This is a genomic window from uncultured Pontibacter sp., assembly GCF_947495565.1.
GTDB lineage: Bacteria > Bacteroidota > Bacteroidia > Cytophagales > Hymenobacteraceae > Pontibacter.
On the sequence record NZ_CANLZM010000009.1, the window covers coordinates 183,877 to 203,583 of the forward strand.

Annotated in this window: 17 protein-coding genes, 1 CRISPR repeat array and 1 riboswitch; of the genes, 12 read left to right on the forward strand and 5 right to left on the reverse strand. The window is 46.9% G+C overall.

What is annotated here, in order from left to right; all coding sequences use genetic code 11:
* Window positions 1-74: 74 nt before the first annotated feature.
* The 3 genes from Q1B04_RS12985 to raiA all read right to left on the reverse strand — a co-directional run bounded on the left by Q1B04_RS12985 (window position 75) and on the right by raiA (window position 2,059).
* Entirely contained in the window at window positions 75-704 is a 630-nt protein-coding gene (locus Q1B04_RS12985; RefSeq protein WP_299759392.1) for a DsbA family protein, read from the reverse strand.
* A 129-nt stretch (window positions 705-833) separates the two neighbouring features.
* A complete protein-coding gene (locus tag Q1B04_RS12990) occupies window positions 834-1,616 on the reverse strand; it encodes a glucose 1-dehydrogenase (protein WP_299759394.1) in 783 nt (260 codons plus the stop codon).
* Between the two features lie 137 nt (window positions 1,617-1,753).
* On the reverse strand, window positions 1,754-2,059 hold the full coding sequence (gene raiA / locus Q1B04_RS12995) for a ribosome-associated translation inhibitor RaiA (RefSeq protein WP_299759396.1): 306 nt from the start codon (window positions 2,057-2,059) through the stop codon (window positions 1,754-1,756).
* Between the two features lie 229 nt (window positions 2,060-2,288).
* Between raiA and Q1B04_RS13000 the strand changes: the two genes are divergently transcribed.
* From Q1B04_RS13000 to Q1B04_RS13055, 12 genes are all read left to right on the forward strand, one after another.
* The gene (locus tag Q1B04_RS13000) at window positions 2,289-2,915 is read left to right on the forward strand and encodes a hypothetical protein (RefSeq protein ID WP_299759398.1); all 627 of its coding nucleotides are present in this window, start codon (window positions 2,289-2,291) and stop codon (window positions 2,913-2,915) included.
* A 3-nt stretch (window positions 2,916-2,918) separates the two neighbouring features.
* A complete protein-coding gene (locus Q1B04_RS13005; protein ID WP_299759400.1) occupies window positions 2,919-3,227 on the forward strand; it encodes a transcriptional regulator in 309 nt (102 codons plus the stop codon).
* Between the two features lie 101 nt (window positions 3,228-3,328).
* Complete coding sequence (locus Q1B04_RS13010; protein WP_299759402.1) at window positions 3,329-3,619, forward strand: hypothetical protein; 291 nt, start codon at window positions 3,329-3,331, stop codon at window positions 3,617-3,619.
* A gap of 131 nt (window positions 3,620-3,750) precedes the next feature.
* On the forward strand, window positions 3,751-5,205 hold the full coding sequence (locus Q1B04_RS13015; RefSeq protein ID WP_299759404.1) for a DUF4173 domain-containing protein: 1,455 nt from the start codon (window positions 3,751-3,753) through the stop codon (window positions 5,203-5,205).
* A 153-nt stretch (window positions 5,206-5,358) separates the two neighbouring features.
* Window positions 5,359-8,475 (forward strand): type II CRISPR RNA-guided endonuclease Cas9, encoded by a 3,117-nt coding sequence (gene cas9, locus Q1B04_RS13020; RefSeq protein ID WP_299759406.1) that lies wholly within the window; start codon window positions 5,359-5,361, stop codon window positions 8,473-8,475.
* A 3-nt stretch (window positions 8,476-8,478) separates the two neighbouring features.
* A complete protein-coding gene (gene cas1 / locus Q1B04_RS13025) occupies window positions 8,479-9,381 on the forward strand; it encodes a type II CRISPR-associated endonuclease Cas1 (protein ID WP_299759408.1) in 903 nt (300 codons plus the stop codon).
* Window positions 9,366-9,701 (forward strand): CRISPR-associated endonuclease Cas2, encoded by a 336-nt coding sequence (cas2, locus tag Q1B04_RS13030; RefSeq protein ID WP_299759410.1) that lies wholly within the window; start codon window positions 9,366-9,368, stop codon window positions 9,699-9,701. Before cas1 ends, cas2 begins: the two co-directional genes overlap by 16 nt.
* Window positions 9,702-9,850: 149 nt before the next feature.
* Window positions 9,851-11,401: direct repeats of the CRISPR family, unit length 36 nt; unit sequence ATTTTATACTTTAAATCTCTGAAATCAAATCACAAC.
* Between the two features lie 129 nt (window positions 11,402-11,530).
* A complete protein-coding gene (locus Q1B04_RS13035; protein WP_299759412.1) occupies window positions 11,531-12,784 on the forward strand; it encodes an alpha/beta hydrolase in 1,254 nt (417 codons plus the stop codon).
* Window positions 12,785-12,886: 102 nt separating this feature from the next.
* Entirely contained in the window at window positions 12,887-13,606 is a 720-nt protein-coding gene (locus Q1B04_RS13040) for a hypothetical protein (protein ID WP_299759414.1), read from the forward strand.
* 101 nt (window positions 13,607-13,707) lie between these two features.
* A riboswitch (SAM riboswitch) is annotated at window positions 13,708-13,812 on the forward strand.
* A gap of 299 nt (window positions 13,813-14,111) precedes the next feature.
* Window positions 14,112-14,831, forward strand: a complete 720-nt coding sequence (locus Q1B04_RS13045; RefSeq protein WP_299759416.1) for a phosphoadenylyl-sulfate reductase — start codon at window positions 14,112-14,114, stop codon at window positions 14,829-14,831.
* A gap of 107 nt (window positions 14,832-14,938) precedes the next feature.
* Window positions 14,939-15,847, forward strand: a complete 909-nt coding sequence (gene cysD / locus Q1B04_RS13050) for a sulfate adenylyltransferase subunit CysD (RefSeq protein WP_299759418.1) — start codon at window positions 14,939-14,941, stop codon at window positions 15,845-15,847.
* Window positions 15,847-17,103 carry a GTP-binding protein gene (locus Q1B04_RS13055; RefSeq protein WP_299759421.1) on the forward strand — a complete coding sequence of 419 codons (1,257 nt, stop codon included), beginning with the start codon at window positions 15,847-15,849 and terminating at the stop codon, window positions 17,101-17,103. The genes cysD and Q1B04_RS13055 overlap by 1 nt, the downstream gene beginning before the upstream one ends.
* 225 nt (window positions 17,104-17,328) lie before the next feature.
* On the opposite strand, the gene Q1B04_RS13060 is transcribed toward Q1B04_RS13055, so the two are convergent.
* On the reverse strand, window positions 17,329-17,745 hold the full coding sequence (locus Q1B04_RS13060) for an OsmC family protein (RefSeq protein WP_299759423.1): 417 nt from the start codon (window positions 17,743-17,745) through the stop codon (window positions 17,329-17,331).
* 615 nt (window positions 17,746-18,360) lie between these two features.
* Window positions 18,361-19,521 carry an aminotransferase class I/II-fold pyridoxal phosphate-dependent enzyme gene (locus tag Q1B04_RS13065; protein ID WP_299759425.1) on the reverse strand — a complete coding sequence of 387 codons (1,161 nt, stop codon included), beginning with the start codon at window positions 19,519-19,521 and terminating at the stop codon, window positions 18,361-18,363.
* Window positions 19,522-19,707 lie beyond the last annotated feature (186 nt).

A 19,707-nucleotide genomic window follows, 5' to 3' on the forward strand; every position in this document is an offset into this window, starting at 1 on the left:
GGTTGTTGTAGTTGCTTATTAAGCACTATATATAACATCTATAATATTTTAAAAATATAATAGTGAGCTTGATATTAGGTAAGCTGCAGCAGGCGCTGCTCCAGTTCGAGCAGGTTTACATACCCTGAGGCAAGCTGCTGTGGCCCCTCCTCGGTATCAAGGAAAAGGCTCGGGAAAGTGGCTGCTCCTATGCTGTCTACAAAGGCAAACTCATCCTCCAGCTGTTGGGCTATTTCCTCTGACTCAAACAAAGTCAGGAACAAATTCTCAGGGATTCCGAAAATGCCCACCAGCCGCACCAGCTCCCTGGTATCCTTCAGGTCTATGTTATCCACAAAAAAAGCCGAGTGCATGGCGCGCAGTATTTCCAGCGTAAGCACCGGCCGAAGCAGCCGCACACACAGCATGGCTCGGCAGGCAGGCTCAGAGTTAAATACAAAACTCCGCTGAATAAAAAAACGGTACTCAAAAGGCAAAAATGTGCGCTCCTGCACCCTGTGCCAGCTTAAGGCCAGCTGTTCTTTCTGCTCATGTTGCAGCGGCTCCGACTCATGCGCCTGAAGATCTCCGAAAAGCACCTGCACGTTTAGCTGCCCTTGCCACAGCGCACGCAACCGACGCACAACCGGCGTGAAGCCGTAGCACCACGCACACATAGGATTGGTAACATAAAGGAGTGTTAGGTTTTCTTGCAGGTCTCTCATCAGCATATAATCTTAACCTTAGGTTTTACTTTTTACTACCCCTAAGAGTTGCCGGAGCGGTTAGCAGAAGTATAAATGCGCTATTATACTTTTGCTTGGCACCATTTGCAGAACAGGATTCAGGATATGTTAAGCGTAAATCATTTTTACGGTCATGCCGCCGTCAATGGTCAGGCTTTGGCCGGTAATAAAGCCAGCCTTATCGGAACAGAGAAAAAGGGCGGCTTCTGCTATATCTTGCGGTTGACCGACGCGCCCTACCGGGTGCTGCGCTTTGTCTTCTTTGGTGTGCTGCGGCTCGTACTTGTCTTCTTGCTTTTTCCAGTCACCGACCTCTATCCAGCCTGGGGCGATGGCGTTTACCCGTACCCGCTCTTCTGTAAGGCTTACGGCCAACGAGTGGGTTAGGGCCTCCAGACCACCTTTAGAGGCGGAATAGGCAAAGGTTTCGGGCTCAGACATAAAGGCGCGCGTACTGGAGATGTTAAGTATGGCAGGGTGTCCTGCTTTCTGTAAAAGCGGCAACGCATACTTGGCGCACAACAGCGGCCCGCGCAGGTTTACGGCCAGTACCTTGTCAAAATCCGCCATGTCCAGGTTTTGCAGCGGCCCCATAAAAGGATCGGCTAGGCCGGCGTTGTTTATAAGCGCGTCTAACGACTGTCGCTTCTCCTTCACCTGCTGCATCAGCGCCTGCACATCAGCCTCTACACTTATGTCGCAAAGTATAAATTCCGCTTTCAGGCTCTGCTCCTGCAGCCACTGCTCGGCCTGTTTACCGGCTTCCTGGTCTTTATCGGTTATCACCACATAGGCTCCGGCCTGCGCAAAACCAAATGCCATACCTAAACCTATGCCCTGGGCTCCGCCAGTGATGAGAACTGTCTTGTTGTGGTAATACGTGTTACTCATTTTATACTTCCGAATTAAGATGATCAGTAAAATTGCCGTCCTTTAAGTATAAACCAAAAGGTTTTGCGCCGGCAAAAAATAAACCCGCTGCCTTTGTTGTAAAATGCAGCGGGTTTGCCTTTCAGTATCGCTAAAATTTATCTTTTCTCCAGCTGCCGCTTCAGTTTCTCCTCCACGTTTTTAAGCAGCTCATACCAGTTATCGCCTTCATCCTGTGCAAACACATCGTTGCCGGGTATGCCTACGCGCATGCGCACACTTTTGGAGTTGGTAGACTGGCTGGCTTCCTCTTTAAAGTATACGTCCACGGAATCAATTTTTTTAATGTGGCGTCTGATTTTATCAATCGAGTTGCGGACGCTCTGCTGAATGGCGTCCGAAATTTCTATATCAACGGCTTGTACGTCTAACTTAATGCCTTCGTAATGCTCTGTGTAGTTCATAGTTTGTTTTGATTTCTTTATAAGAAAAGAGACGGCTGTCCCTTTAAAACTCTGCTTATAAACGAAAGGCAAGCACTTTTGTTAGACCGTTTCAGCGGCAGATTTGCAAGGCGGGTAAGTTAGCTGCAACACGAAGATCATCTTTTCATGATTCCTTAAAATTAATTTAGACCTAAGGCTTGCAATTACGTAAAGCAACAGTAACTTTGAAACTCAAAGTACTTTACACATGAACCAGCAGCACGAGCATTTAGCCGACCTCCGCGAGATCCGAAACATCATGGACCGTTCTTCGCGTTTCATTTCGCTAAGCGGGCTTTCCGGTATTTTTGCGGGCCTGTTCGCGATGGCCGGTGCTGCGCTTGTAAAGTGGTACCTGAGCCAGCACAACATCGTTTACCGCTCCGATTACAGTGTAAACCTGAACTGGGACGCGATTACTTTTCTTGTATCCGTGGCTCTGGTTGTACTTGTACTGGCTCTTGGGTCGGCTGTATTTTTTACCAGCCGGCAGGCGCAGAAGGTGAATCAGAAAGTATGGGATAGCAAGTCGCAGCGCCTGGTCCTGAACCTGGCTATACCGCTGGCAGTGGGCGGCGTGTTTTGCGGGCTGCTGCTTTACCACGGCGTTGTATACCTGGTGGCTCCTTCTATGCTTATATTCTATGGCCTGGGCTTGATAAACGGAAGCAAGTACACGCTAAGCGACATCCGTTACCTGGGCATCTGTGAGATTATACTTGGCCTGCTGGCTAGCTTTTTTATAGGGTATGGCTTACTGGCCTGGACCATCGGCTTCGGGGTGCTGCATATTATTTATGGCACACTGATGTATTTTAAGTACGAAAGGAAGTAGCCGGTGAAAAACTATCTTGATAATATAAATAAGGCTTTTGAGAGTAGAGCCCGGCTCGGTATTATGTCGGTGTTGATGGTGGAGGAAAAGGTGGACTTTAACACTCTGAAAGAAAACCTGCAACTAACGGATGGAAACCTGGCAAGCCACCTGCGTGCCCTGGAAGAAGCGCAGTACATTCAGGTAGAAAAGCAGTTTGTGGGCCGCAAACCTAAAACCACTTACCAGGCAACCGAATCCGGCAAAACCGCATTTCATGAGCACCTGGACGCTTTGGAACAGCTAATTTTAAATAACCGGAAAGACGAGTAATTTTTTTGATTCTTTACTTTGAAAAGCAAAGTACTTTATATTATTTCAGCCATGAATACTTGATTGATAATTAAACCTCTAACCATTTAAATAAAACAGTTATGATTACGCAAAACAAAAGACTTCTCAGCATTTTATCTACTGCAGCATTCATCTTGCTCATCCCGTTTGTGGCCATGTTTTTTACAGAAGAAGTTAACTGGACTTTTTCAGATTTTGTAGTAGCTGGCGTGCTGCTATTTGGCACCGGCTTTTTATGCGAGCTTGTCATGCGCAAAGTAACAAACTGGAACTACCGCATCGGGTTTATTGCAGTTATACTTTTTGCGCTCTTCGTTGTATGGGCTGAACTGGCAGTTGGAATATTCGGGACGCCGTTTGCAGGGAGCTGAAGCAAAACGTCTTATGATGCAGCTATTTAATCTTGATTTTGAGCAGAAAAAACAAGTTTATACTTGGCCGCAAAGACAGTTATACTTTTATCCATACACTTTGAAAAACAAAGCTCTTTGAGTAACCATTTATGAAAATTTACCAATCCATTTCCAAAAAGGACATTTACATTCTGGTAGCAGTAATTGCCTATAGTTTCTTGTTTTACCAGCAGCGTGCAGGGCTTAACTTTCTCCTATTCGCCATACTTGTAGTAGGCTTGCTCTATGCCCAAACACCAACAAACCGCCGAAAACAGCCAAGTTGGTACGTTACTGCCGCAGCCAGCATACTTACAGGCATAAGCATTGTTGTAACCGGCTCTGAGTTAGCTATAGCCTTAAATATAGCCTCTGTGCTTTTGCTAGCTGCCTTTAGCCTTTCGCCGCGCTCATCAATTTTTGTAGCTGCTGCCAATGCCGTTTATTCCTGTGCATCTGCTTTTATAAGTTACGGTATCAAAGCCTATAACAACAAAGAGCAAAAAGGAGGCGGACTTATACTTGCGGGTGTGCAACGTCAGCACATTTTCATGATCGGTGTCCCGGTTGCAGTTACTACCGTGTTTCTGGTGATTTACGCCAGCGCCAGCAGTGCCTTCAGTTATGTGTTGAGCCAGCTTGAGATAAGTTTCATTTCAATAGAATGGCTAGTGTTTACTATGATAGGCTTCGTGCTTTTATTTGGAATATTTCATCAAAAATTGATTCCAATCATTACTGAAACAGACCTTGCCGCTGGCAATACGCTAACAAGAACAAGAGTTACCCGAAAGAGGGGATTCAAGCTTCCTGAGCTAAGGTATGAATATAAAACAAGCGTGTTGCTACTGGTGCTTTTAAACCTGTTGTTACTGTTTTTCATACTTTCGGATGCGTATTACCTAACTATCGGAACGCTACCAGAATCTGTTGCCTATTCAGATTTTTTGCATCAGGGTGTGTATGGGCTTATTTTCTCAATCTTGCTCGCGATGGCTGTGTTGCTCTATGTTTTCAGGGGTAACCTTAATTTTATTTCCAACAGTAAAACATTAAAGCTGCTGGCTTATACCTGGCTGGCGCTAAACGTGATTCTGGTATTGCTAACCCTAAGCAAAAACAGCATATATGTGCTGCATTTCGGCTTAACCTACAAGCGTATCGGGGTTTATACTTACCTTTTATTAACGGCTGTCGGGCTGGGCCTGAGCTTTATTAAAATAGCTCAGGTAAAGAATAACTGGTTTCTGTTCCGGAAAAATGCCTGGTCGGTTTACGTAGTGCTGCTTCTACTTTCTTCTTATAATTGGGATAAGGCCATTACCTACTTCAATATCCATGTAGCCCGCACTACCGATTATCATTATCTCAGCCGCCTGTCAGATATAAACTTGCCGGAATTGTTAAAGGCTTCCGACAACGAAAAAGGCTTGTTTAGTGAAGTAAAACAGCAGCATATACAGTTTCGCAAGCTAAACTTTTTAAAGAGAGTATCCACGCAAAACTGGCAATCCTGGAGCTACAGCGACTGGCGCTTGAAGCAAAGGCTGGAGGCTCTGGAGTAAGCAGGGCAGCAACAAAAAAGGCGCTACCGAAGCAGCGCCAAAGACTTTCGTCTACGGGTGTTTTTCACCCTTATTGTGACAAGATTTCAGAGATTGCTTTGTCATTGTTAGTCCAAAGATATATATTCATATTACAATATCAAATATGTAGCTATGAAAATTTTAGGGCTTGACCTGGGCACCAATTCTATTGGCTGGTCAGTAATTGATGATACCGAAAAACAAATACTTGGCGTGGGCGCGCACATTTTCCCGGTAGGGGTAAATGTAGATGCCAAAAGCAAAGCCGAAACTTCCAAAAACGCAAAGCGGCGGGAATTCAGACAGAAACGCAGACAGCTGTTCCGGCGCAAGTTCAGGAATAACCTGCTGCAAAAAGCGCTGAAGGAGGCTAACCTGATGCTGTCCACTTTAGAAGAAAACGATGCGTTCTGGCAGGGCTGCCCTTATCAGCTCCGTAAAAAAGCTTTGTCAGAGCCGCTCTCTTTTCATGAACTTGGCCGCGTCATTTTTCATTTGAACCAGCGCCGTGGTTTCAAGAGTAACCGTAAATCCGGAAGTAACGAAGAAGGTGCACTTTACAAGGGCGGAAATGGCAAAACCGGTATAACAGATACGCTGGCTGAATGGCAGCAGGGAGGATTTAGAACGTTTGGCGAATACTTAGCTTCTTTGGACCCACATGCGCAGCGCCTGCGCAACCGCTATACTTTGCGCAGCTGGTACGAGCAGGAAATAGAAGAAATTTGGAACGTACAACAGCAGTATCACCCAGACAAACTCACTCAAGCACTGAAAGAACGCCTCGCAAGTCCTGACTGCGGCATCATATTTTACCAAAGGCCATTAAAATCGCAGAAGCACCTGGTAGGCAAATGCACCCTGGAGCCGCAGAAGCCGCGCGTCCCGATCAGCCATCCAGATTTTGAAGAATTCAGGATGTGGCAGATCATTAACAACCTGCTGGTGGCCGGCCCCCGCAGGTTTAACGAGCCCCTCGACGATGAAGAGAAGACCAAACTGGTGGAGCTTTTTTATGCCAAAGAGAAAATTAAAACCAGCGACATCCGCAAAAAGCTAAAACTGACAGAAGACTATACTTTTAATTATGAAGATACCGAACAGTTTACAGGCAACGAAACAAGTATAAAACTAGCCAAGCTGTTTGGCAAAGCTGCCTGGGATGCCTTGCCTGATGAAGACAAAACACTACGCACCTCCAAAGCAGAAGAGAAAAGTATCAGTAAGCTGGATGTGTGGCATACTTTATATTTTGCGCAGGATGCTGATTGGTTAAAGAAGTATGCCAAGGAGAAATGGGGCTTTGATGCCAAGCAGTTAGAGAAACTTGCTAAAACCCACTTAAAGGAAAGTTACGGCAGCCTGAGCCTGAAAGCCATCCGGAAAATGCTGCCATACCTGCGCCAGGGTAACAGATATGACGAAGCCGCTAAGCTTGCCGGTTACCACCACAGCCAGATAAGCGAGTATAAAACAGGGCTTGAGGAGCTGGAAGACCCAAAAAACCTGCGCAACCCCATTGTACAGCAGGCACTACACGAGATACGCACGCTCGTAAACCAGCTGTTGCAACAGCATGGCAAGTTTGATATTATCCGGGTAGAGCTTGCCCGCGACCTGAAAGTATCTGCTACAAAACGGGCTGAGATCAGGGTTGAACAGCTAAAAAACAGAGCCCGCAACGAACGTTACTACCAAGAACTTGTAAAGCAGGGCGTTTCGAGGCCGAGCAAAACCGACATAGATAAATACCAGCTTTGGGAAGAGTGCAAAAAGATATGCCCATACACTGGAAAGGCCATTAGCTTTAGCGACCTGTTTGAGTATGGCCGTTTCGATATTGAGCACATACTGCCGTACAGCCGCACCCTGGATGACAGCATGGCAAACAAAACACTTTGCGAGAAAGCATTTAACATTAAGAAAGGTAACCAAACACCGCATGAGTGCATGAGCGGCGATTCTGCCAATTATATGCTGGTGCTGGAGCGTGTTCAAAAAAGCGTGCCGCGTAAACTGCCCAGGTTTAAGCAGGAGAAAATTGAGGAAGATTTTGCGCAAAAGCAGCTAAACGATACCCGCTACATCAGCAAAGAAGCAAAAGCATACCTGAAAAGCATTTGCGACCGTGTGGATGTGGCAACAGGCACAACAACAGCACCTTTGCGCCATTACTGGGGCTTGAACTCTATCCTAAACGAAGGTAAAAGCAAGAAGACCCGCGACGACCACCGCCACCATGCCGTAGATGCCCTGGTAGTTGCGCTTACCACTCCGCGCATGCTGCGGGAGCTTAGCCGCTGGAACAGCCTGGATCGCTTGCCGCAGATGCACAACTTTGAGTTACCCTGGGATACTTTTTACCGCGACGCCAGAACTGCCATAGAAAATATCCTGGTTTCGCAGAAAAAGAACAGCAAAACAGTAACAAGCTGGAACCGCAAAGTTAAAGACAACAACGGCAACCCTACCACGCAAAGGCAGGTGTCGGCAAGAGGCCAGCTGCATAAGGAAACAGTGTATGGCAAACGGCAAGACCTGGCCGGGCAGGAGTTTTATGCGGTTCGCAAAAGCCTGGAATCTCTAACGCCGGCCATGATAAGCAAGATAGTAGACCCGGCCGTGCGCGAAATAGTGAAGGACAGGTTGCGCAGCCACGGAGTAAACCCAGATGCCAAACAGTTTACCATCCCGAAAACAGCTTTTATAGAACCGCTTTACATGCCAAATATTAAAGGCAAGAGCGGCCGCCAGAATCAGATAAAGAAAGTGCGCATCCGAGAAAACTCCACCGGCATGGTAAAGCTGAAGGATACGATTAACCAATGGGTAGAGCCGGGCAGCAACCACCATGTGGCCATATATAAAGATGAGGCCGGCAAACTGCACGAGCGCGTTACTACTTTCTTCGCAGCTGTAGAGCGCAAAAAACAAGGCATACCAGTTGTGCAGCCAACTACTACCGAAGGCTATACCCTGGTGCAAACCTTACAGATAAATGACATGTTTTTACTTGGCCTGTCAGAAGAAGATATTAGCTGGAATGGCCCTAACCTGCATAAACTCCTCAGCCCATACTTGTACAGGGTGCAGAAGCTGTCAAGCATGTATTACACTTTCCGACATCATAAAGCATCTACTATTGAACATGCTGGTGAAGAGAGAGCCATAAGAAGTATGAAAGGCTGGCAAGAACTCAATCCAATAAAAATACAGATTACACCAACCGGCCAGCTAAAGAAAGTATAGCCTATGCTGAAACGGACGATATACTTAGGCTCTCCGCTGGATATGAACATCCGGCTGGAGCAGCTGGTGCTTGTAAACCGCGAAACAGGTGAGGTAAATAAAATTCCTGTGGAAGACTTGGGCGTGGTAGTGCTGGACCATCCGGAGCTGATCTATTCGCAGGCGGTCATGCAGAAGCTGCTGGCAAACAACACCGCTGTAATTTACTGCGACGAAAAGCACCACCCCACCGGTCTGCTGTTGCCGCTTTGCGGGCATTCGGTGCAGAATGAGCGGTTCAGGCAGCAGCTATCGGCCAAAAAGCCTTTGCATAAACAACTGTGGCAACAAACCGTGCAGGCCAAGATACGCAACCAGGCACTGCTGCTACGTTACCACGAGCTGCCGCACGAACCATTGCTGCGTTTCTGGAAAGAAGTGCGCAGCGGCGACAGCACCAACCTGGAGGCACGGGCAGCAAGGCACTATTGGCAGCATCTGTTTTCGCCCCTGCCCTTCCGCCGCGACCGCTTTGGCGATGCGCCCAACAATTTGCTTAACTATGGCTATGCTATTTTAAGGGCAGCGGTGGCAAGAGCATTGGTAAGCTCCGGCTTATTGCCCACCTTAGGCATACACCACCATAACCGATACAATGCCTATTGCCTCGCCGATGATATAATGGAGCCTTACCGACTGGTAATTGACAGTGCTGTAAAAAAACTAGTGGCGTTGCACCCTAATTGTAGCGAACTAACCAAGCCATTAAAGGCTGCTTTGCTGCAAACCCTGACCCACGATGTGCGCATAAACGGCGAAACAAGCCCGCTGCTGGTTGGCCTAAACAAAACCACGACCTCGCTGGTAGCCTGCTTTGCCGGAGATAAAGACGAAATAAGTTACCCTGAGCTATGCAAAACAGACTAAACGCGTACCGTACTATGTGGCTATTCGTATTTTTTGACCTCCCCACCGAGACAAAGCAAGACCGCAGGGAATACACTGTTTTCAGGAAACGTCTTCTGAAAGATGGCTTTAGCATGATGCAATACTCTGTGTATACACGCCATTGCGCCAGCCGCGAAAGTGCCGATGTGCATATTAGCCGCGTTAAGCAGATGCTGCCGCCCAAAGGCTTAATCACTATAGCACAGTTCACTGACAAACAGTATAGCCGTATTGTTAATTTTTGGGGGAACGGCCGCAAAACTGTTACCCCAGCCCCGAAGCAGCTTGAAATGTTTTAACGCATAAAGCCCTGCCGAACTGTCAGTTTCGGTAGGGCTTTATGCGTTAAAAAAGTATAAACCTGTTGTGATTAAAAGGAATGAGAAGCATTTATTCATACAAAACACCCTTGTAATCAACTAGAAATAAACAACTTACAGCATTATCTATTTTATACTTTAAATCTCTGAAATCAAATCACAACTGCATGGTGCGTCTGGTGTGCTGGTGTGCGATTTTATACTTTAAATCTCTGAAATCAAATCACAACTGTATAGATTAGCTGTTAAGCTTGGGTGTAATTTTATACTTTAAATCTCTGAAATCAAATCACAACTTTCGGCTCAATGATAATCTTACCGTTTGAATTTTATACTTTAAATCTCTGAAATCAAATCACAACTCAGTATCAAAGGTGTTGGCCAAACTGTCAATTTTATACTTTAAATCTCTGAAATCAAATCACAACTGATCGTGCACGACCCCATCACAAACAAGATTTTATACTTTAAATCTCTGAAATCAAATCACAACTCCAGAGCAAGGGTCTAGCGAAACGCCGCCATTTTATACTTTAAATCTCTGAAATCAAATCACAACTGTCTGTTTGTAGAGTAGTCTTAAAGTGGTATTTTATACTTTAAATCTCTGAAATCAAATCACAACTTTGCTCCAAGAAGAAAAGCAACACGAAACATTTTATACTTTAAATCTCTGAAATCAAATCACAACCTACATGCTTTCCCGTAACCGCTCCACGTAATTTTATACTTTAAATCTCTGAAATCAAATCACAACTATGAAACCGTAAAAGGCTGAGAGCAGCGTATTTTATACTTTAAATCTCTGAAATCAAATCACAACCGTGCATCGTTTGTTACGGGCGTATCAGAAATTTTATACTTTAAATCTCTGAAATCAAATCACAACTATGAACAGTTGAGCAAGCTGAGCCGGTTGATTTTATACTTTAAATCTCTGAAATCAAATCACAACTCAGCTTTGCAGCAGTTGCAAACCCTGCGGATTTTATACTTTAAATCTCTGAAATCAAATCACAACCTTTCCGGAGGCAGGAAGTACACCCTTCTATTTTATACTTTAAATCTCTGAAATCAAATCACAACCTGCCGCCTCTACCAACACGACATCCACTGATTTTATACTTTAAATCTCTGAAATCAAATCACAACTTCTACCTGTATGGCAAGGGATAAAGCCCCATTTTATACTTTAAATCTCTGAAATCAAATCACAACTGATTGCAACCGAGCTTTTTTCAGGTAATCATTTTATACTTTAAATCTCTGAAATCAAATCACAACCGCAACTGTCAGAGTTTGCCCCGCCCGAACATTTTATACTTTAAATCTCTGAAATCAAATCACAACTGACCCGGTGGTTTCGTGCAATAAAGTGAATTTTATACTTTAAATCTCTGAAATCAAATCACAACTGCTGTTTTCGCCCCTGCCAGAACCTACAAATTTTATACTTTAAATCTCTGAAATCAAATCACAACTCTGGAAACTAAAACACTTTAGTATGTCCTATTTTATACTTTAAATCTCTGAAATCAAATCACAACTTGATTGGGAATTGTATGGCACAGTTCTCTATTTTATACTTTAAATCTCTGAAATCAAATCACAACAGCACTGCTTAGAGCTAAGAAGAGTCACCTATTTTATACTTTAAATCTCTGAAATCAAATCACAACATCAAAATATAATCTATTATATAATTAAACACTTTCTATATTTTTCAAAACCCAGGCAACCGCTCCCCACAAAGCTGCATCTGGCAGGTATAATCTAAAAAAGTCATCTACTTGTTACACCTTATCTCTATGAAAAAATTAGCTACCACTCTGCTCTTATTATTTTTCATACTTGCCAATCAACAATTACTGCGTGCGCAATCCACTAACCTGGTAAGCGTGGGCGACCACTCCCTTGAAATGATTCAGGCCGGCGAAGGAGACTATACTGTCATCTTCGAATCCGGCTTCGGAACGGATTATAAAGTATGGGGAAATGTGGCTATGGAAGTCATGAAAACGAACAAGGTACTGCTGTACTCCAGAGCCGGAACTGGTAAATCGGAGCCCAACCCAAAACTGCAAACCCTGGAGCAAGCCGTTACCAGCCTGGCCACTTTACTGGATAAGGCCAACGCACAGCCGCCTTATATCCTGGTGGGCCACTCGTATGGTGGGTTTATCATTCGAGGTTATGCGGCGCAAAACCCAGATAAAGTAAAAGGCCTTGTTTTTGTTGATCCGGCGCACGAGCAACTGATGCAGGAACTTAAAAAAGCAAACCCGGCCAAAGCTTTAAAAGATACGGAAGCTCAAAACAGCTTTGTGCCTGCCCAATTTAAAGCTGAGAACGATTACATCAACCAACTATTCGAAAAAGGTGCGCTGCCGTATTTTGGTACGTTACCAGCTGTACCGGCTGTTGTGCTTACCTCGGTTCAGAAAAGAGCAAAGCCGGAGTTGTTTCTGCACGAGCCGCAAGGCATTCAGATCTGGCGAAAACTGCATGCCGACCTTTTCTCTCAGTTTACGGATGGCGCCCATCACGTAACAACACGCAGCGGCCACAACATACACCGCAGCGAGCCTGAACTGGTCGTGCAAGCCATTAAGCAGGTGATAACGCTAGCCGAAAAAGCGAAAGCGGAACAGACACACGCCCTTAAAATGCAGCAACTCGAAACCAGCCTGCAGGAAGCTGAAAAGCAATTAAAAGGCAAAAAAGCTAAAAACGGAGAAATGTTGGTTTTTGCTGCGCTTAAAGATGCCGGCTTCGATGAAAACACAGTTAACAGCATCGGCTACCAATATCTTAAAAACCCGGCTGCCATTCCGTTAGCGGTGGCCATTTTAAAGTATAACACCCTTGCCCACACCACTTCTGCCAACGCTTTTGATAGTTACGGCGAAGCACTCCTGGCGCAAGGGCAAATAGAGCCGGCACGTACCCAGTTTTTAAAAGCGATAGAATTGGCAACCCTTACTGATAACCAAGCCACCATCCGTAACAGCAAAGCCAATATAGATAAGATCGAGTCGCTTAAAAAGCCGGTAAAAAAATAGTAAGAAGCAAGTCAGCAAGTATAACTCAAACCATTTTTTAACGCGCAGGCACATCACAACAAACCGGATTTTCGTTTAATAAACTTAAAAAGTTGAAGGCCTATGAACACCCTACCTATCAACTGGTTTACTGAGGGGCTTCTGGATTTTGAGTATAAGAAGTACCTGTTGCTGGCTTACCTGCAGGCCACCAGAAATGAATTTAGCAAGCAGCGCCTCTACCCTGTTTTCTCAGACCTGATCATGCACTACCGCAACCTGAAGCAGGTGCAGGAGCACAAGCAGCTGGTGTATGAGTCTTTTCCGCAGCGCATCAGCCGTGCCGATTTTGAGAAGCTGGAGCTGGTATATGAAAAAATAGTGCAGGACGATGAGACGATGGAGCAGATCGAGGAAATCATACAATTTGCCACGCCGCTTTTCAGCCAGACGTTGGCAGAAGGCAAAGAACTTTACGATTTTGTGGAGCGCCACCTCGAAATAAGTCCTGTGGGCATCACACCCATTTACCACAACGAAGGCTACCTGTTTCTGGAGAGCCTGCCGGGCAAGGAAACGCAGGTGTATACGTACAACATTACCGTTTTTGAGAATACCTACGAGAAGTACCGGGGCATCAATACAAAGCACTTGCAAACAGTGCGCAGAGGGCTTGTGCTAACACACGAGCATCTGAAAGCACAGTTAATAAAGGAGCGGCAGGAGCTGCCTAATCCGGCTACTTTTGCTGCCGTGGCCCGGGTGCCCGTGCCGCTGGAGCAGGCCTTGCTGCCTATCGCCAAACGCTCGTTGGTAAAGTACGTAACGCACCTGGCTGCTTAAAGTATAAATTCTCTTTCAGATTAAATTCTACTCAAAATTTACACAATTCAGAAAAAGCTGTAATTTTGCATTTATAGTAAAAGGACGGAATCGTCTGTAGATGTTTATAAAGAAGAGGCGAGAGAATAGGCTCACTGACCCTCTGGCAACCTCCCGAACCGGGAAGGTGCCAAATCCTAACCTGCTTCGGCCGGGGAATATAAATGTAAAACGAAATGCAAACCTACCACAACATACCAGCACCAAGTACAGCCGGCCGACACATCGCCGCGGCTCAGGCTGCATCTGTTCTCAGCACTGCCACTCACGGGTGCTGTTGTTGCTGTTGTATGTGCTAAATCAAGCACCTCACCATTTGTCTCTGGCCTGCTAATTTATACAGGCAAAGCTGCAGTTAAAGGCTCTCTTCAAATCTTTACTTGCAGCAGGTGGAGCCACACAAAAGTTTTACCGGAAACTGTACTCTGAATTCCGGTTTCAAATCAGATTTAAGCCTAGTATTTATATGGATTTATCACAGGAATTACTGGCCAGGCTAGACTCCTTGCGTGCCACCCTGGCTGGTTTATCAGCTGGCGAGGGCCTGAAACGCCTTACCGAAAAATTTGCAGGAAACATCGCGTTTTCCTCCAGCCTGGGCATCGAAGACCAGCTCGTTACGCATCATATTTTTGAGCAAAACCTGCCTATCCGTGTGTTCACGCTGGATACAGGGCGCCTCTTCAACGAAACTTATACCCTGCTGCATAAAACCAACAACCGCTATGGCAAGCGCATACAAGTATTCTTCCCGAAGCACGAAGCTGTAGAACAACTGGTAAACGAGAAAGGCCCGATGAGCTTTTATAACTCCACCGACGACCGCAAGCAGTGCTGTTTCATACGTAAGGTGGAGCCGCTTAACCGTGCCCTACAGGGTGTGCAGATCTGGGTAACCGGCATCCGCGCCGACCAGTCGGGTGCCCGCCAGGATTTGCAACTGCTGGAGTGGGACGAGGCGAACCAGCTCATCAAGTATAACCCGCTACTGGATTATACATTAGAGGACGTGTTAGAAGCCGTAAAAGCGCTTAACATTCCGTACAACCCACTGCACGACAAGGGTTTTGTGAGCATCGGTTGCGCCCCCTGCACGCGCGCCATCGCCGCGGGCGAAGACTTCAGGGCCGGCCGCTGGTGGTGGGAAGATAACTCCAAAAAAGAGTGCGGACTGCATGCGCGGTAAGTTATAAAGTTAGAGAGTTAGAAAGTTGTGAAGGTTGAATTAGAAAGTTGAGGATTGATGTTCGTCGAATTGCATTCACACATTCACTCAAACGCTAAATAAGAATTATGACAAAGAGATATCTGGATTACCTCGACCAGCTGGAGGCGGAAGCCATCCACATCATGCGCGAGGTGGCGGGGCAGTTCGAGAAGCCGGCCCTGCTCTTTTCGGGCGGCAAAGATTCTATCACCCTGGTTCGCCTGGCCCAGAAAGCTTTCAGGCCCGGTAAGTTCCCGTTTCCGCTGGTGCACATCGATACCGGCCATAACTTTCCGGAAGCTATCCGCTACCGCGACGAGCTGGCCGAGCGCCTTGGCGAAAAGCTGATCGTGCGCCACGTGGAAGACACCATCAAACGCAAAAACCTATCGGAGCCGAAAGGCCGTTACGCTAGCCGCAACGCGCTACAAACCCATACTCTGCTGGAAACAATAGAGGAATTCGGTTTTGATGCCTGCATTGGTGGCGCCCGCCGCGACGAAGAGAAAGCACGCGCTAAAGAGCGCATTTTCTCTGTGAGAGATGAGTTCGGGCAGTGGGACCCGAAACGCCAGCGCCCCGAACTTTGGAACATCTACAATGGCCGCATCACCAAAGGCGAAAACGTACGCGCTTTCCCAATCTCGAACTGGACCGAGCTGGACGTGTGGAACTACATTAAGCGGGAGGAAATTGCGCTACCGAACATCTACTACACCCATGAGCGCGAGTGCCTTGTGCGCGACGGCAAGCTGATGGCATGGTCTGATTTTATTTACCAGGAACCGGACGATGTGGTGGTAACCAAGCAGGTACGTTTTCGCACCGTGGGCGACATGACCTGTACTGCTGCCGTGGAGTCAATCGCTTTCGATATTGATGGCGTGATCGCCGAGATTCTGGAGTCAAAAATCAGTGAGCGCGGCGCGACCCGCATCGACGATAAACTGTCGGAAACAGCAATGGAAGACCGCAAGAAAGGAGGATATTTTTAATGGATATATTACGATTTATAACCGCCGGCAGCGTAGACGACGGTAAGAGCACGCTCATCGGCAGGCTGCTCTACGATACTAAGCAGATTTTCGCGGACCAGCTGGAAGCCATTGAAAGCTCCGGCCGCGTAAACGAAGACGGCCAGGTAGACCTTTCGTTGCTAACCGACGGCCTGAAAGCCGAGCGCGAGCAGGGCATCACCATCGATGTGGCGTATAAGTACTTCTCCACCGAGAAGCGCAAGTTCATCATCGCTGATGCGCCGGGTCACATACAGTATACCCGCAACATGGTAACGGGTGCGTCGAACTCTAATCTGTCTATCATACTGGTGGATGCCCGCAAGGGGGTGCAGGAGCAGACACGCCGCCACTCCATCATATCCTCGCTGCTGGGCATTCCGCACCTGGTTATCTGCATCAACAAAATGGATTTGGTTGGTTACGATGAGCAGGTATATAACCAGATTGTAGAAGACTACAAGCAGTTTGCTACCAAGCTAAATGCCAAGGACGTGACCTTTATACCTGTAAGCGCCCTGAAAGGCGACAACATTGTAGAAGGCTCTCTGCTAACAATGCCGTGGTATAAAGGCCCAAGCCTGCTGGAGCACCTGGAGCAAGTGCCCGTTTCGCAGGATTTTAATCTGGATAATGCGCGTTTCCCGGTGCAGTACGTTATTCGCCCGCTTACCGCCGAGCACCACGACTACCGTGGCTATGCCGGTAAAGTGATCAGCGGCACCTACAAAGCCGGCGATCAGGTAACGGTTCAGCCATCCGGCCAGACAACTACCATCAAATCGGTAAAGCTGGGCGGCAAGATTTTAGAAGAAGCGTTTGCGCCGATGTCGGTGGTGCTGCAGTTGCAGGACGAAGTGGACATCAGCCGTGGAGACGTGATTGTGAAAGCCGCCGATGGCCTGGAAGTAGCGCAGGAGTTTGAGGCAGAAGTATGCTGGATGCACAACAAAGCCCTGAAGCCAGGCGCTAAACTGCTGCTCCGCCACAACTCCACCGAAACGCGCTGCGTGGTAAGAAGCATCGACTACAAGATTGATATCAACACCCTCGACCATCTGGAGGATGTGGACCAGATTCAGCTGAACGATATTTGCCGGGTGCAGATCAAAACGGCTGCCCCGCTCCTGCTCGATAAGTATGCCGACAACCGCTCGAACGGTGGGTTTATACTTATGGATGAAACCTCTTTCGCCACCGTTGGCGCGGGTATGGTTGCCGAAATTGAGTACTAAACAACCAGGCACAAGCAAACGCTTAGGCCATAAAGTATAAAAAAGTCGCTGCAAGTATAAACTGCAGCGGCTTTTCTGTTTTACTGCTTCAGGCTTTCAGCTTGCTAGTACCAAATCATACCTGCTAAAGCAGCTCTTTATACACTATACTTAGCAAGCTACACGCAAGCTGAAAGCTTACCTTATGCTCCTCTACGAGCTGGAAGCTCACAGCAGGGATGAGTGTTAGCCTACCAACTCAAAAGTGTAGTCGATTGTCGCAGTTTTGTAGAGGATCATGGCTACGGAGCAGTACTTTTCCATAGATAATTGGATAGCTTGCTGCACTTTTTGCTCCTCCAGCGGCCCGCCAAGTATAAAATGTATGTGAATAGCTTTAAACAGCGATGGTACTTCTCCCGGCACCCGCTCCGCTTTCACATTAATATTAAACGAATCGATCTGCTGCCGCTTTTTCTTGAGAATCTGTATGATGTCGATGGCGCTGCAGCCGCCTAAGCCCATCAGGAGCATTTCCATGGGGCGGGCGCCGGCGTTGTGTCCGCCAATCTCCGGTGAGCCATCTATATTCAGGACTACTCCGGAAGAGCCTGTGGCCTCGAAGTGAAAATCCTGGTCTACGCGTGTTAAATTAACTTCCATAATAACAGTTTGATTACCTATACCTGCAAACTACTGCGGCAATTGCTGCCATGCAAGCGGATAGTGGGCGATTCGTTGAAATTAGTATTTGTAGTTATCCTGCTGCTAAGTCTTGATATAAGAAATTGCCATTCGGTAAAGAACCTCATGGTAAGTAGGGATAAGCCAACGTTATGGGCTACCAAAATCCTTACAGGATGACAGTAAGGCTCTGCCGCAAGTTTTCAACTTGTGGCTAGTTATGGGTTGAGTTTGTAACTCAACTTGTTAAAGGTCCAAACTATAACCGTTATCAAGCGAGAAAGTCTTTCCTGTTCCACAATTTTTCTAACAATATCGCTAGTATGAGCGCAGCGGAAACTGGAGGTTGTGTTTACCAGCAGTTTCTAACTGCTTTGCTTTGCAGAAGCAACTATTTCAATCCCTGATGTTGTATTCTATATTTTGGCCAGGAAAGATCCTCCTGCTGAAAAAGGAGACATTTTTTTTCTGCTCGCGCAGAAAGCAAGTTGAAAACTTGCCTCATAATAACCACGAGTTGAAAACTCGCGGCATGTGTGCGGAACATAATATGCAAAAAATTCTACCCTTAAAAAATGACTTACACATTCTTCACTACCGCAGCGCTTGCTCCAGATCCGCGATAATATCCTCCACACGCTCCAACCCAACCGAAATGCGTACCAGGCCGGACGTGATGCCGGTGGCAGCGCGTTCCTCTTCCGAAAGTTTTGAGTGTGTGGTAGAAGCCGGGTGTGTGGCAATAGTGCGCGTATCGCCGAGGTTGGCGCTGATGCTGATCATCTGCAGCTTGTCGATAAAAGCTTTTGCAGCGTCGAAGCCTCCCTTTACTTCCAGCGTAACAATTCCGCCCCCTAAGAGCATCTGCTTTTTGGCCAATTCATACTGCGGGAAATCAGGTAAAAACGGGTTATTCACTTTTTCCAGTGTTGGGTTTCCGGAAAGCGCTTCTGCCACTTTAAAAGCGTTTTCGCAATGCTTCTCTACACGCAGCTGCAGCGTTTCCAGACTTTTAGAAAGTACCCAGGCGTTAAAAGGAGACATGGCCGTGCCGGTGTGGCGGGCGAAGTAACGCACCTCCGCTATCAGATCTTTCCGGCCTACGGTAATGCCACCCAACACGCGCCCTTGCCCATCGATATACTTGGTAGCCGAGTGCAGCACCAGGTCCGCACCATACTCTATAGGGTTTTGCAGCACGGGCGTGGCAAAGCAGTTATCCACTACCAGCAGCAGGTTGTGCTTGCGTTTCAGCTCACCCAGCCACTCCAGGTCAATCAGTTCCAGACCTGGGTTAGAGGGTGTTTCGATGAGGATGAGTTTGGTGGCTGGTGTAATCAGGCTTTCCCATTCTTCCGGCTTTGCGGCATCGGCATAAGTATAACTAATGCCCCACTTCGGGAATGTTTTGGTGAGCAGTTGGTGCGTAGACCCGAACAAAGACCGCGCGGCCAGCACATGGTCGCCGGACTGCAGGAGTGCCGCTAGGCTCCCGAAGATAGCACCCATACCAAAGGCAAAAGCAAAACCGTCTTCGGCTTTCTCCAGGTGGCACAGTTCCTGTAAAAGCTCGTCTACGTTCGGGTTGGCATAGCGCGAGTATACTTGCCCTTGCTCTTCTTCTGCAAACACGGCACGCGCCTGCTCAGCATCCTCAAACACAAAGCTGGAGGTAAGGTATAAAGGTACTGAGTGCTCGCGGTACTCCGAGCGCTGCGCCTGCAAGCGTATGGCTTCTGTGGAGTTGTCGCTCATATATGGTAATTTTTCCGGATCAGGATTCTCAGGATCAAAGTATAAACAGGATGTTTAATATACTTTAAAAATCACTGAGTCCCCATTCCTAATTCTTAATTCATAATTCTTAGAGGCTGTTTTGATTTTATTTTGATAATTTTTTAAGCATCAAGTGAATCATAGCCACTCGTATCATTGTCTCAG

Coding starts and splice junctions, on each gene's coding strand:
- Q1B04_RS13035 (WP_299759412.1), top strand. CDS start 11,531: ATGAAAAAATTAGCTACCACTCTGCTCTTATTATTTTTCATACTTGCC.
- Q1B04_RS13045 (WP_299759416.1), top strand. CDS start 14,112: ATGGATTTATCACAGGAATTACTGGCCAGGCTAGACTCCTTGCGTGCC.
- Q1B04_RS13065 (WP_299759425.1), bottom strand. CDS start 19,521: ATGAGCGACAACTCCACAGAAGCCATACGCTTGCAGGCGCAGCGCTCG.
- cas9 (WP_299759406.1), top strand. CDS start 5,359: ATGAAAATTTTAGGGCTTGACCTGGGCACCAATTCTATTGGCTGGTCA.
- cas2 (WP_299759410.1), top strand. CDS start 9,366: ATGCAAAACAGACTAAACGCGTACCGTACTATGTGGCTATTCGTATTT.
- Q1B04_RS12990 (WP_299759394.1), bottom strand. CDS start 1,616: ATGAGTAACACGTATTACCACAACAAGACAGTTCTCATCACTGGCGGA.
- Q1B04_RS13060 (WP_299759423.1), bottom strand. CDS start 17,745: ATGGAAGTTAATTTAACACGCGTAGACCAGGATTTTCACTTCGAGGCC.
- Q1B04_RS13010 (WP_299759402.1), top strand. CDS start 3,329: ATGATTACGCAAAACAAAAGACTTCTCAGCATTTTATCTACTGCAGCA.
- cas1 (WP_299759408.1), top strand. CDS start 8,479: ATGCTGAAACGGACGATATACTTAGGCTCTCCGCTGGATATGAACATC.
- Q1B04_RS13055 (WP_299759421.1), top strand. CDS start 15,847: ATGGATATATTACGATTTATAACCGCCGGCAGCGTAGACGACGGTAAG.
- Q1B04_RS12985 (WP_299759392.1), bottom strand. CDS start 704: ATGAGAGACCTGCAAGAAAACCTAACACTCCTTTATGTTACCAATCCT.
- cysD (WP_299759418.1), top strand. CDS start 14,939: ATGACAAAGAGATATCTGGATTACCTCGACCAGCTGGAGGCGGAAGCC.
- Q1B04_RS13015 (WP_299759404.1), top strand. CDS start 3,751: ATGAAAATTTACCAATCCATTTCCAAAAAGGACATTTACATTCTGGTA.
- Q1B04_RS13000 (WP_299759398.1), top strand. CDS start 2,289: ATGAACCAGCAGCACGAGCATTTAGCCGACCTCCGCGAGATCCGAAAC.
- Q1B04_RS13040 (WP_299759414.1), top strand. CDS start 12,887: ATGAACACCCTACCTATCAACTGGTTTACTGAGGGGCTTCTGGATTTT.
- raiA (WP_299759396.1), bottom strand. CDS start 2,059: ATGAACTACACAGAGCATTACGAAGGCATTAAGTTAGACGTACAAGCC.